The 13,532-nt window shown below is 65.5% G+C and carries 8 protein-coding genes; 4 read left to right on the forward strand and 4 right to left on the reverse strand.

The genetic code is table 11. From position 1 onward, the window contains the following. Positions 1–5: 5 nt before the first annotated feature. The 4 genes from LBW94_RS06935 to drmA are packed head-to-tail and all read right to left on the reverse strand — an operon-like array spanning position 6 to position 7,975. Positions 6–1,520: a serine/threonine-protein kinase gene (locus tag LBW94_RS06935; protein WP_225057369.1), complete on the reverse strand. Its 1,515-nt coding sequence runs from the start codon at positions 1,518–1,520 to the stop codon at positions 6–8. A gap of 25 nt (positions 1,521–1,545) precedes the next feature. Then, positions 1,546–2,262, reverse strand: a complete 717-nt coding sequence (drmC, locus tag LBW94_RS06940; RefSeq protein ID WP_225057370.1) for a DISARM system phospholipase D-like protein DrmC — start codon at positions 2,260–2,262, stop codon at positions 1,546–1,548. Then, on the reverse strand, positions 2,259–4,157 hold the full coding sequence (gene drmB / locus LBW94_RS06945; protein WP_225057371.1) for a DUF1998 domain-containing protein: 1,899 nt from the start codon (positions 4,155–4,157) through the stop codon (positions 2,259–2,261). The genes drmC and drmB overlap by 4 nt, the downstream gene beginning before the upstream one ends. Then, positions 4,157–7,975, reverse strand: a complete 3,819-nt coding sequence (gene drmA, locus LBW94_RS06950; protein ID WP_225057372.1) for a DISARM system helicase DrmA — start codon at positions 7,973–7,975, stop codon at positions 4,157–4,159. The genes drmB and drmA overlap by 1 nt, the downstream gene beginning before the upstream one ends. 175 nt (positions 7,976–8,150) lie before the next feature. On the opposite strand from drmA, the gene LBW94_RS06955 reads away from it, so the two are divergent. The 4 genes from LBW94_RS06955 to LBW94_RS44375 all read left to right on the forward strand — a co-directional run bounded on the left by LBW94_RS06955 (position 8,151) and on the right by LBW94_RS44375 (position 13,528). After that, positions 8,151–9,044, forward strand: a complete 894-nt coding sequence (locus LBW94_RS06955) for a DNA-processing protein DprA (RefSeq protein WP_225057373.1) — start codon at positions 8,151–8,153, stop codon at positions 9,042–9,044. A 113-nt stretch (positions 9,045–9,157) separates the two neighbouring features. Continuing rightward, a complete protein-coding gene (locus tag LBW94_RS06960) occupies positions 9,158–11,842 on the forward strand; it encodes a DEAD/DEAH box helicase (protein WP_225057374.1) in 2,685 nt (894 codons plus the stop codon). A 787-nt stretch (positions 11,843–12,629) separates the two neighbouring features. After that, the gene (locus LBW94_RS06965; RefSeq protein WP_225057375.1) at positions 12,630–13,232 is read left to right on the forward strand and encodes a hypothetical protein; all 603 of its coding nucleotides are present in this window, start codon (positions 12,630–12,632) and stop codon (positions 13,230–13,232) included. Then, entirely contained in the window at positions 13,205–13,528 is a 324-nt protein-coding gene (locus tag LBW94_RS44375; protein WP_225057376.1) for a hypothetical protein, read from the forward strand. The genes LBW94_RS06965 and LBW94_RS44375 overlap by 28 nt, the downstream gene beginning before the upstream one ends. Positions 13,529–13,532 lie beyond the last annotated feature (4 nt).

Consider the following 13,532-nt stretch of genomic DNA (forward strand, 5'->3'; position numbering starts at 1 on the left):
GTGGTTCAGAGCTTCTTTTTCATTCTTTCCAGATCGTTCCTGAGCGCTCGTGTCCGGCCGTGTTCCGGACCGAACTCGGTACTCGCCGCCGCCACCAGTTCTTCGAGGGTGTCGACGGCTTCCGCGGTTCGGCCGATCCCGTTCAACAGCAAGCTGATTCGCTGCCGCAGTTCATATGTTCGGTTGTCCGATGCTCCGAAGACTCGGACCTGGTCGGCCATCAGATCCTGAAGTTTGGCGAGTGCGAGGTTCGGCTGGGACGCGTAGACCAGGCAGTCCGCTTCCTGCTGGCGGAGATTCAGGACCTGCTCGTCGTCTTTGCCGTCACGACGAGCCAGATCGGACGCCAAGTCGGCGAACGCGTCGGCGGCTTCGGCGTACCGGCCGTCGCCGAGCATCAGCTCAGCAGCTGCACGACGCACCGCGAAGACGTCGGAGTGGTTGGCGCCGAAGGACATTGCGGCCTTGTCGGCGACATCGAGAAGCAGATCCACCGCTTCGCCGTGCTTCGAGGCTCGTGCGAGTCCGGACGCACGCCGCCGGGCTCGATCCAGATCACCGCGGGTGAATGCGGGCGCGGACGCGGACAACGGTGCCGAGCAGGCGAAGACGTCGGTGTACATCCGAGTCGCCGTCGGCTCCGAGGTGATCGCGCCGGGGAGATCGGTCAGCCCGGTCGCGTACGGCCGCAGGCGACGGAACACCTCGTAAGCACTGTCCGGGCGGTCGCTGGGCAGTTTGGCCAGCATGTGCAGCACCAGCTGCTCGATCTCCTCCGGAACGTCCGCGCGCAGGGGTCGTAGGGGACTGGGATCCTGGAAGATATGGCCTGCCGCGGTGTCGGCGAAGGACCGGCCCTCGAAAAGCGGTGCGCCCGCGATCATTCGGTGCAGTACGAGGCCCAGAGCATAGAGATCGGTGGCCGGTCCGATCTCGTTGCCGCCGCCGAACTGCTCAGGTGCCATGTACAGCCAGGTGCCGACCGGTATACCGGTCTGACTGATCTTCGATTGAGTCGGGTCGCCGAGTGCCGTGGCCAAACCGAAGTCCAGCACCTTGACGAAGCCGTCCGAGGTGATCATCAGATTGCTGGGCTTGAGATCCCGGTGGATCACCTGACGCTGATGCGCGTAATGCAGGACGGCACAGACCTGGGCGGTGATCGCCGCAGCCCAGGCGATCGGAAGTGGTTCGTATGTGGCGGCGAGGTCTTCGATGCTCCAGCCGTCGATGTACTGCATAGCCAGGTAGAGCCGACCGTCGAGCGGGTGCGTGGCATCCGCGATCTGGCCCTGGCCGTAGATGGCGGGGACCCCGGGATGGTCGAGTCGTGCGGTGATCCGGCTCTCCCGAAGGAAGCGCCGCACGACTTCGTCGTCACCGATGTGCGCCTTCTTGATGAGTTTGATCGCGACGGGCCGGCCCAAGAGGATGTCGGTGCCGCGGTGCACTTCACCCATACCGCCGCTGCCCAGGGGCTCGTCCAGTCGATACCGTTCCCCGATCATCAATCCGCGCACGATCCTCCTGTCACCGCCGCGTCCGTCACAGCAATCGTTTCAGTACGCCAGCGGCCTTGAGAGCGGTGAGGTGCTCGGCTGCGCGCTGCGGCGCGGACCCTCCCCGGATCAGCAGACCTGCCTCCATGTTCTGTCCCACCCCGGATTGTGTCAGGTTCGCACTGGTCACGAACAATTCCCGCCGGTCGGCGACGGCGAGCTTGGCATGCATCTTGGCGCCCTTGTCCCGCGCACCCGGCGGCCAATGCCACAGTTCCGCCCCGATACCGTCGAACGCCAGCGCGGGTTCGTCACCGCTGATCGCTCCGGCGGCTCCTTGCAGAGTCTCCACCACGATCACGGTCCGAACGTTTCGCCGGATCGCCTGTGCCAGCGTATCGCGTAGTTGCGCATGGGGTTTGGCCGAGTAGGTCGCCAACAGCAACTCCTTGTCGGCTCGCTCGATCAGTTCGGTGAGGACGTGTGCGGTGGCACGGACCGGAACTCCGTGCACCGACGGCCCGCTCCATACCGACTCCACCCGGAGTTGCGGATGATCGAGGCCACCCGCGAAGCCGCGCAGGAATGCGGAGGTCTCGCCGGACCCGAGGCTGAGCATCGCATCGATGACGACATGTGCTTCGTCCACGAATCCGGGAAACGACTGGACGATCACCACCGGCTCCGCACCGGCCGTGATCAGATCGGCGAACTTTCGTAACCGGGACGGACCGAGACGCCCGGCCGCTGTTTCCAGGTTCACGGCAGGTCGGGGAACAGCGCGAGCTCCGGATGGTCGCCGAGGGGGACGACGAACCTCCGGTCGAGGAACTTGTTGCCGCGTTCGCACGTGGTCTCGGAGACGAAAAGGCAGATGTGGCAGGCGGCCCCGTGCAGGAAGTCCGACGGGAATTCCGGTAGCCGCTCGGCGCACAGGGGGTCGGACGAGCAGTTCCTGGCGTCCTGCAACGCACGGCGGGTCAGCCGAACGAGTTGCTCCGGTTCGGCCAGCGATACGAGTCCGCCGAGCGTGCCCTCCGCATCGGGCACCGCCGTGTAGATGAGGATGCCGCTGCGCGGGTCGTCGTCGGCGTCGCCGGAATAGATGCGCTCGGTCAAGGACGCCGAACTGTATCCGCATTCCAGCGCGATCGTGCGGATGAGCAGGTGAGAGACAGTGTGCAGGGCGTAGAACCGGAGACCGGGCCAATGTGCCATCGGGTCGAAGTCTCCGCGGATGCGATCCGAGCGGCGATTGCCTCGATACCGCGCGTACGCCTCGCGATGCCGTTGCATGGCCTCGGAGTTCTCGACCCGCTGTTCCCAATCGCGCAGCAACGCCTCTGGCAGTTTGAAGAAGATACCTTCGCCGCGAACCTCGCTGGCAGGTATCCAGTCGGGCCTGGCGCGTGCCAGCGGAGCCATCGTCACCAGCGTCGGGTCCTGCGGATCGGGGGCGTCCAGCCGGGTGAAGCCGACCAGCGCCCGGACCTCACGCAGTCGTTCGGCCTGAATCACATCGTCGTAGATGCCGGCCAGCTGTTTCGGTACGCCGTCCACATTCCGGTACAGCGCGAAGTCCAGGTTGGGTTCTGGTAGACGGTCCGCGGAGAAGGCTTGCCATTCCGCAGTTTTCAGGTCCCGAGTGGACTCGTCGCCGTTGTCGTCCCCGGAAGCGAGCTCGATCCGGTGCCTTTCGACCGCTGCTGCGATCTCCTCATCGGTCCAGTCGCCCAGCTCCTTGAAAGCGGGCACATTGGTCCGCGCGTAGGAGTACATCCCGGGCGGCAGCGGATCCAGCGCATTCCAGTACTTCTCCACCAGTGCGTCGAGCAGGCTGCCCGCCGCGGGCGGCACGGCCAGCGCCGACAGGGTGTCGGCAAACCACTGGTTGGACGCACCGACGACCAGAACCTTGAGCATCTGATCGCAACCTCGTGGATCGAAGGTCTGCAGATGCGGATGCCGGCCCCGGCACGGCGGCAGGTTCTCTTCGCCGCGGGTTCCCATGGCGTCCCGGATGTTCCGCGATGCCGGGCAGTGCCGGCAGGAGATCTTCACATCCGCACTGACATTTCCGCCCCGGTCCTCCATCGTGAGCCGCGGGTGCGCGGCACCGGGACACGGCACGCCTCGGTGCACGAATTCACGGTAGGGAAACTCGTCCAGATGTCCTTTAACACAGGACAATACGAAACGAGCGGTGACCGCCAGCGGCTTCTTGCCGGGTTTGGCGCACCGTTCGTGCACGAAGCGCGCCTCGTACGGGCGCCGCGGATTGGGGTTCTCGAAGTCGAAGGCGTGCCCGCTCAGCGGCGCCAATTCGTCGCACCGGGTGCAGCGGAACCAGGCCGGGAACGGTGTGACCGGAACGCCGACCGTCGATGCGAGGCCTTTCGGGTTGCTGTCCATGCCTTCCAGCCACGGCGCGGGCATGAGGTTCTTGACCCCTCTGCCGAGGATCTTCTGTGCCGCCTCCAACAGCCGTGGTTCAGCGATCGGCATCTGCGGCGTCTTCCTCGTGTCCCAGTCGTCCAGCCCCTTCACCAGGACCGCGAAATTCGGCAGATCCACCAGCGAGCCGACTCCCGTGGTGAACATCAGGTGGCTGGGCCGGACGCTGCCGACGCGCCGGAAGTAGTCGAAGCCCTCGGGCATCAGTGGGTCTCCTCGGTGTCGTCGTCCGACGGTGTCCCGAAGTACCACTCGGGCGCATCGAGCGGCGGTGCGAATACGGCTTCCTTCCGAGGGAACAGCAGGTTGATCTCGTTCTCGGTCTCCCGCATGGACATTCCCACCGTCATCGTCCCCCAGACGCCGCTGCCGGCGGGCTCGAGCAGCCCTTTCAGGTGCTGTTTGTTCCAGGTTCCGTCGGTGTAGCCGAGCCGGGCCGTCGGGTGGCTCTGTCCCTCCGGGCCGGCCCAGCGGTCGCCGATGACCTCGAGCTGTTCGTCCAGATAGGCGCGGCCCCGCTCACCCGCGACGGCCTCGGCGCGGATGAGCATCCGGTTCTTGATGTCGCGCACCAGTGACCCGCTGAGATCGACGTCATAGGCGTCGGGGTTGCGTGAGTATGCCTCGACGGCATTACGGACCGCCGCCACGAACATCCCCGCCGCGCCCCGATCGACGGATCGACGGGTGTACGGAGTCACCGACAACGCCTCGACCTGGCGATAGAAGGTGGCATGGTAATGCTCGAAATCTTCGTAATGAGCGAGATCCCTCGGGCGCGACCAGTTGTACAGGGTCACCACCAGACCGGGGCGCGTGGCATCACGGCCGACCCGCGAGGAAGCCTGGATGTACTCGGCGGTGTTCTTCGGCTGCCCGGTCATCACCATCAGTCCGAACCGGGATACATCGACGCCGACCTGCAACATCGATGTGGCCAGCACCGCATCGACCGGCCGCAGGAAATCCCGCTCCCGCTGGCCGAATCGGTTCGCGATCTCGTGCAGCGGAGTGACCGGCTGTCTCGAGCCCGCCTCCTTCAGATCCTTGCGATATCGGACATACTCGGCGGGGGCGTCCCGGCGGCGCGACGAGGTGTCCAGATCCGGATCGAACTCGTATTCGAGGTGTTTCAGCACGTCGCTGATGTCGCCGGAGGAGATCCGGGAGGTCAGCTCCTGAATCGACAGCATCGCCGAGCGAGTGTGCAATCGGTCGGACAGGCGGGGACCGCGGTTGCTGCGGCGAACCCGGGTGGTCACGTCGTCGTCCAGATAGCGACGCATACCGGCCAGCTCGCGGGTGGCATTGAAGTACCCGACCATCGTCATGTAGGGGTCGGCTGCCTTGCCGAAGCGGTCGAACATGGTTTGCCCGGCGAGCAGCAGGATCTCGGCGACCCGGATCTCCGCCGACTTCATCCGGACGCCGTGCGCGCACAGCCCGAGGTAGCGGCGCCCCGGATGGGTCTTCGTGATCGGTTGCTGCCGGGAGAAGAAGGTGTCGGCGACGTCGAGCACCTGTGGCGGGAAGACCGCGAGCTCGCGCCCGAATACTCCGAGCACCTGCTCCCGGGCCCGCTTGGTGGTCGCTGTCGAGGCCACGACCTTCGGCGCGGTGAGTCGGCCGTCGAACGGCCATGCCGTGAGTTCGGCGACCGCCGACTCGAACAATCCGACGGTGGTGCCGAGAGCGCCTGCGATCAAATGCAATTCGTCCTGAATGATCAGATCCGGTGGCCGCAACCGAGATACCGGGTGCGCTGAGACCGCGGGCTGTTCATAGGTCTTGCGGTGCCTGCTCGCACAGCCGGTCTTGGCGTCCATGTCCTCGTGGCGGTAGCCGTGTCGTGGACAGTAGGAGGCGACGCGGCCGAAAAGCATGCCCGCCTGCCCTTTCCACGGGAGCTGGGCGAGCTTGTCGACGGTGGCGATCACCAGACTGGGTGCCAGCCGATAGATCTCCTCATCGATGGTGATGATCGGCAACCCCTCACCCGGGGAATTCTTCCTCGAGAAGGGACAGGCGTCGGTGCCCTCGGCGCGCGGGCAGTAGAGCAGGATGCGCCGCCGGTCGTCGTCGACGTGCAGGTCGCGCTGTGCGGTGAGCTGACTACCGCACCATGGGCAGCTCAAGGTCTGCAACACGTTGGCGCGCCGCCCGTTCGCCGCCGCCTTCGCCTCGACCACCTGTTCCTTCGCGCCTTCGAACCAGTTGGGCGCCACGCTTTCTCCGACCCAGAGGCCGATCCGGAACGGATCTTCCCCCCAGGCGGCGGGTTCGCGCCGGCGGATCACCTCGGCGGCGCAGACCAGTGCCGCGGCCCGCTGGAACTGCTGAGCGGTCAACAGCCGCAACGTGTATCGCATGAACACCGCGACTCCGGCGAGACCATTGCGGGTCTCCACGCCGGTGCCGAGCACGCCCTGCAGGCGGCGGATCGCGAAAGTGTACGCGGTGAGACCGAGGTAGGCCTCGGTCTTGCCGCCACCGGTCGGGAAGAACAGCAGATCGACCAGGGCGGTATGGTCGGCCGCGCGCTCGGGATGCCCCGGATCGGTGAGCGACGGCAGGTTCAGCACGACGAACGCGAGCTGAAACGGCCGCCAGCTGGCGGCTTTCGCGCCTTGCTCTTCGATTGCCGCTGCGGCTTCGGCGTATCCGAGCCCGCTCTCCCGCAGTGGCGCGAGCGCGGTGTTGCGGCGCTGGGACGCCATTGCTTCGTTCGCGAAGTGGAAGGCCGCGAGCGCCTCGGCATGATGCGGTTGTCCGGGGTCGGTCAGCAGCCGGACGCCGTCGGCGATCCGCCGACAGGCGGTTCGTGCGTCGTGAACCGCCTTGATACCGGCGGGCTTCAGTGCCTCGGGCACGCTGTCGATCTCTGCTGCACGGAGATCCAGCCAGGCCGCGTACTCGTCGACGAGTGGCCGCAGCCCTCGCTCCAGTACCTCCGGTGTCGCTGTGGCCAGCGCGTCCATCGACAGTTCGACGTGTTCCATCGCGGTGCCTCGCCCGGACGGCGCGACGGTGGCGGGCACATCGTAGGTCGGAACCCAGGTGGTCGTCAGCCGGTGTGCGCGACGTTCGTCGGCGCGGACATCGGCGTGTACGGCGATATTCCGCCCGGCCGCGTAACGGCGCTCGCTCCGATAGAGCAGGCGTAGGTGCAACTCCTCCAGGTCACCTTCGACTGCTTTCAGACCATCCTCGGGATCGTCGATCGGGAGAAATATGGCCCTGGCTCCGTCGAGGGCGGTCACGGTCAACTGCGATTGGAATATCCACGCGGTGTCCTTGTTGGAGGTGGGCTCGTCCTGGCTGTTCACCAGGGCGATGTCCACCACGGTGCGGCCGCCGTTGAGCCGCACCGACACCGCGAGGTAGATGCCCGGATGGTCCGGGTGGTCGGCCGTGAGCGGCACCGCGTAGGACGGTTCGGCATCGAGCCGGAGCTCTCGCTCGTATTCGAATGGTTCCCTGGCCCACACCCGGGTGCTCTTACCGTCGTCGTCCAACTGGTCGTGCTGGTGATACCAGCCCCACTCGGCCTTGACGACGATCGCGTCGACGTCACCGGGAACACAGCAGGACAAGCCCATCGACGACGCCCAGATCCGGCCCAGCGCCTGTGGTGAGGTGATTTCCGGGAGTTCCTGCTCGGCCCCGCCGCCCTCGCCGGCATCGGCATCCTGTACCTCGTCGGCTTGGCGCACCACCGACTCGGCACGGTGCTTGGGCCCCAGCATCCCCACGATGTAGCTGTCGCGCGGTCCCCGGCGCCGCTGTTCGAGCGGCCCGTCCCACGGGCCCAGCAGATCGTCGACGATCAGCTTCTGCAGTTCGTCCCGGACCTCGTACGAGTCGGCTTCCTCGAAGACCTGGGGAACGTCGAGCGGATGCACGACGGTCTCGGGGGACGACCCGGCGGCCGCCGCGGAAGCCGACAGATCCAGCTTCGTCTGCTTGGGTCGGCCGGCGTCGAACAGCTCCAGCGAGCCGTCGTCATCTACCGTCGGCGTCATAGGATCTCCTGTCGCACATGCCAATTCCCTACCCCTCGAATCATGCGAACAAGACTAACCCCACCCACTGACAGTTCACGCGAACTTCGTGTGAACTGGGTATACACACCGAGTCGGCCACCCGCCCGTTGTTTCGAGCTTTGCGCTGCGATGCTCAGAGATTACGCTGCGGGCCATGGTGGGGCAGGACCGAGCTGAGGCTGCGGCGGTGGTCGCGCTACTCCGTCACGGCGGCATCGAGAAGGCCGGCCGCGAATTGGTATCGGCGACGATGCAGGGACAGACCGCGCTGTCTGTACTGCACGAGCGGCTCGGATCATTCGACAATCCGGTAGCGGATGCCCTGTACCGGGCCCGCCGAGAGGTTGCCGGATGGGAGCGCGACGGCATCCAGGTTCTTCCACTGGGAGACGTGCGCTACCCGAACCGCCTTCTGGATGTGTTCGACCGACCGGCGCTGTTGTTCTCGCGCGGAACGGTTCTCGCCGACGATCTCGGGGCAGCGATCGTCGGATCACGCAATGCCGGTCCGGTGGGCCGTGCTGCGGCTGAGGCGCTGGCCGTCGGTCTGGTCGAACGTGGGCTGACCGTCGTCTCCGGTCTGGCCACCGGAGTGGACACGGCGGCCCACAACGCCACAATCCGGGCTGGTGGCCGTACGGTCGCGTTTCTCGGCACCGGGATCAAGCACTTCCCGCCGCAGAATCGGGACCTGTGCCGGGAGATCGCCGAGCGGGGGGCCGTCTTCTCGCAGTTCTGGCCGGAGCAGCACCATGACCGGACGACGTTCCCGCAGCGCAACGGCACGATGTCGGGATACAGCCTGGCGACGGTCATCGTCGAGGCCACCGAATGCAGTGGCACCCGGATCCATGCCCGTAAGGCCGTCGAGCACGGCCGGCCTGTGGTCCTGATGCGTGGCGTAGTGGAGGGCACCGACTGGGGTCGGGAGACGGCCACCGAGCCGGACGTCCATGTGGCGTCGAATACCGACGAGGTCTTGTCCGTCATCGACAGCTTTCTCGATCGATCCCGGCAGATCCAGGCCCTGGTGTCGGCGATCGGATAGCGGTTCGGTGCCACAGCTCTCGATCCGACTACCCGGAGATCTGTTCCCTTCACCGGTGGTGACTGCCATACGCAGCCGGGTCGCGGGGGCGGGGGCTCGGCTAGGGTGTCCGCATGTCGGATGGGACATCGGGTGCAGCCGATAACCTTGTGCCGCAGGGGCAGATGCCGCCGGTGGGCTTCGAGGATCCGTGGGACTGGGTCAAGGCGAGGTCGGTGGCCGGGGTCGAGGCGCTTATTCGGCGGCGGCAGCAGCTCATACAGGTGAAGGCAGTGTCGAATACTGCGCTGGAGATCCCCGAACGGCGACTGCTGATCGTCGAGAACACCGTGGAGCCGCCGCGTGCGGGCTGGTCGGAGCAGATGTTCTTCCTGAAGGATGCCGAGACCACGAGAAGATCGGCGCCACAATTGATTCCGGTGTTTCTGAAGTACGAGCCGAGAGGTCGTCGCATCGTTCTGGATGTGACTCGCGAGATCCGCGACGAGTTGGGTTCGATACGCCGCGTGCACGTGGTGTGTTCCGACGATTTGGAACTCGATCTGCTGCGTCAGCTCCTCGAGTGCCTGCGTAAGGCTACTCGTGCGCCCCGGGTGGCCGATTTGTGGACTTCGCGGAGTCTCGAACACAGCGTGCCGGTCGATGGTGTGAATAACGAGCAGGCGCAAGCCTTTTCGGCGATGACCGCCGGTGGCGGCTGGCTGGTGTGGGGGCCACCGGGGACGGGCAAGACGACGGTCATCGGGAAGGCTGTGGCCGATGCTCTGGCCCGGGGGCGATCGGTGCTGATCGCCTCGCATACCCACGTCGCAGTGGACAACGTGGTCAAGGATCTGGCCTCGGTCGTGAGCGAAGCCGGTAGTGTCGTGCGGGTCGGGAGCCCCGAGAAGGCCGATCCCGAGGTGGTCGCACACGACTGGCTGATGTTGGACAAGGCTGCGGCGGTCATCACCGATCGGGTCGCGCGGCTCCGGGATATTCTCGATCGACAGCGGGCCAATGAGAGGCATTCGGTACGCGGGCGACTGGACACGGTGATTCGCCGACTCGTCGAGGCCGACCTCGATATGATCGAGAAAGCCTATGTCGCAAGAGAATACGCGGATAAATGCGAGTCTCTGGCAAATCGGCTCGAAGAGATGTCGGACGAACTGGATAGGCTCGAAGAGAGACTTGGCGATGTGCTCGAGGCCGCCTCGGTCCGGTTGACCATAGCGGATCGGTTGCCGTTGTTATTCGGTCAACGCGACATCATCTTGCAGCGTCGCACAGAGGCCGAACGGTTCATGCAGACCCAACAGGCGTTCGTGGACGAGCTGATCGACGAACAAGAATTACTGCGCAGGCGAATGATCACCTTGTCGCGTGCGGTGCAAGCAAGTCCGGACGCCGGGGACGAATTCGAGCGGACGTTGACTGCGGTAGCCGAAATCGGAAGAAACATCGCCGAGTACGAACCGATGCTCGACGATCTTCGCGTCGACCTGGATGCGATAAACAACGAAGTTGAGCATTATGACGCCCTGATCATCGAGGCGGGCCGTTCTCGACAGCAGGTCGAGATGCTGTGGAAACAGGCCGAGGAGATGGGCGAGGCGCGAAACCGGTTCAAGCACGAGATCGTCAGCCTGAGCACCGAGATCGAGCAGGCTCGAGCCATTGCCGAAACCGTTCCACGCCGCGACTCGATCATCGCCCGTGCGGAGGCCGAGGGCATCCTCGCCCTGATCGACGAACGCGACGACCTCAATGCGCAATGCGGCCGGCTGGACGCCGAACTGAAGGAACTCGACAACGAAAAGCGTCGTCTCGACGACGAGTACGCCGATACCAAACGCCGACTACTGGACACGGCGCCGGTCATCGCTTGCACGCTCACCGCGCTGACCACCCAGAGTGAGCTGGCCGGCCGCCGATTCGACACAGTCATCGTCGACGAGGCCGCCTCGGCGCAGATTGGGCAGTTGGTCTACGCGGGGTCGAAAGCCGATCGATGCCTGGCCTTTGTCGGTGACTTCCTGCAGAATTCGCCGATCACCGATACTGACGATGCGATCGGTGAGGAGCAGCAGCGGCTGTTGCCGTGGCAACGCGACGACATCTTCGCCCTGCTCGGCATCCATGACCGTGCCACCGCCACGAGCCACCCGCGGTGCATCGCGTTGCGGACCCAGTACCGGTATCCGCCGGTGATCGCCGATATCGTCAACGAGTTCTGCTACGACGGGCTGTTGCGCACCAGTTGGACCGGGCTGGTGGAGAATCCGGTGATCACGTTCGTCGATACGTCCGGTCATCCCGGCCAGGAACTGCGGCCGGAAGATTCGTCCTGGGTTCATCCGCTCGGGCTGCGGCTGCTCGACCCGCTCTACGGTCGGCGTGGTGCCGGCAGTATCGGCATGGTGTGCCCCTACCGGGCGCACGCCCGCCGCGCCGATGGGCAAGCTCGCGATCGCGGTTACGGTATGCCCTGCGGCACTTCGCACCGTTTCCAGGGTCGTCAATTCGACACGGTGATCGTCGATCTCATGCAGGATGCCAACCAGGCCCGCTGGGTGGCCGGGGCCGATCTGCACGGCAACCGCCGTCAGGTGTCGGCGGCCAAGCTGCTCAATGTCGCCATCACACGCGCCAAACGCTCGCTGTTCCTCATCGGGGACTGGAACTTCGTCCGTCGCTCGACGAGTCCTGGGATGAAGGCGATCGCGCGGCTGGAAGGACGACCGGAGTTCACGGTGATCCGCGCCGCCGATATCTTCCACGACGGAATCTCTGTTCCCGCAAGGTCACCGGTCTGAGTTCGCGCATCAATCGAGCTCTCGGCTCTTGTCGGTGTGAAATGCGGTGCATGGCGGTGGTGGTCGGCCTCGTCCCGGAGGGATTATGGAATGTCGTTGATGTCGTCCGAGTCCGGCCAAACCTTCGGTGGGGGAGGGGGAATATGAACCTCGACCTGGTAACCGTCGACGGCGCGGAAGACGCCCTGACCTTCACTGACTGGCCGCGGCAACCTCCACCAGCCGACGGCATCCGGTATCGCAGATCACCGCCGGCTACATCCACGCCGTCACCGTGTGGTGCTGGGCCACGCTCGGCCAACCCGAACCGACACACAGAGCCCTCGCCGGATCCCGAGACCTTTACGCCGCGGCAACCGCCGCCACGACACCACCGTGGGCATGGTTCGTCACCAGCGCCGAAATCGCTGCACAGCAGAGGCATTCGCTGTATCTGCTGTCGTTGACACATCCGGAATTCGCCGAGTCCGCCGCTGCTCAACTGACCGTTCCGGTGCGGGAGCATCCGGCCGAGCACGAGCCCAGCCGCGCCGTGGTCCTGCCGACCCTCGCCGTTGACCGCGCTCGCTGATTCGATGAGCGCAGTCACCATCGCGCACTTCCAAGCCGGCGACACCGACTCCGCCGTACGGTCGGTCACGACGCCGTCACCGCGATCACCTCGCTGTCCTCACAGCGCTGCTACGCACGCCTGCGCGACCTGGACGCTGTCGCCGCACGCCATCAGCGCGCACCGGGAGTGACGGAGCTACGAGCCGGCATCGCCGCCGCTCTGGCGGTGTGACCGGTGGTGATCGACAGCACGCTTCCCGGTCGGACGGAACTTGAAAAAACTTGCCATGCATACGGTTTCAGTGCAGATGATGCCCGGCTTCTGCATCGGCGGTCGAATGCGGCCTGGCTGGTCGGCGATGTGGTGGTTCGGCTTGCGTCGGACACGTCCCTGCGGCGAACCCGCGCCGCCACGAGCATCACTGTCACCCGATGGCTCGCGGCCACCGCGAGCGAGCCGATCGGGCTGTGCCCACTGCCCGGCGAACAGTCGGTGCTGACCGGTACCGCGGTGGCGACATTCTGGCCGTACCGGCCCACTTCGGAACGGCCTGATGCCGCCGACGTTGCCCGCCTCGTGCGGCAGCTTCACGCGCGACCGGCGCCGCCGTTCGACTTCCCGAAATACCAGCCGCTGCGGCGATTACGCGATGCGCTCGATGCCGACCAGGCACGGGCGGAACCTGCGTTGACCAGTCAGGAGGGTGACTGGCTTCGTACCCGGGTCGGCGGGCTGATCGCAGCGTTCGACACAACCCGGTTCCCCTCGGCCCGGGCCTGGTGCACGCCGACGCACACGACGAGAATGTCGTGCCGGACGGCGGCCGGTGGGTGCTGATCGACTGGGACAACGCTTGTTTCGGGCCACGCGAGCTCGATCTGGTCGGCACGTTGCCCGGCACTTCCACACCCCGCACGCCGACCGCGCCGAGTTCGTCAACGCCTACGGTTACGACCTGCCCAAATGGTCCGACTGGCCATTGCTGCGGGATATCACCGAATACCACTCGCTCGGTTCCTATATCCGGCTCGCTCCGAGCGCGCCACGGGCCGCCATCGAACTTCATCGCCGCGTGGAATCACTGCGCAGTGGAGATCGCGGTGTCGTATGGCGGGCGATCAACTGAATCGTGAACAG

The sequence above is a fragment of the Nocardia sp. alder85J genome (assembly GCF_020176955.2).
In the GTDB taxonomy this organism is placed as follows: domain Bacteria; phylum Actinomycetota; class Actinomycetes; order Mycobacteriales; family Mycobacteriaceae; genus Nocardia.

What these genes read in the sequence shown, in the direction of transcription:
- drmA (WP_225057372.1), bottom strand. Translation starts at nt 7,975, where the DNA reads ATGACGCCGACGGTAGATGACGACGGCTCGCTGGAGCTGTTCGACGCC.
- drmB (WP_225057371.1), bottom strand. Translation starts at nt 4,157, where the DNA reads ATGCCCGAGGGCTTCGACTACTTCCGGCGCGTCGGCAGCGTCCGGCCC.
- LBW94_RS06955 (WP_225057373.1), top strand. Translation starts at nt 8,151, where the DNA reads ATGGTGGGGCAGGACCGAGCTGAGGCTGCGGCGGTGGTCGCGCTACTC.
- LBW94_RS06960 (WP_225057374.1), top strand. Translation starts at nt 9,158, where the DNA reads ATGTCGGATGGGACATCGGGTGCAGCCGATAACCTTGTGCCGCAGGGG.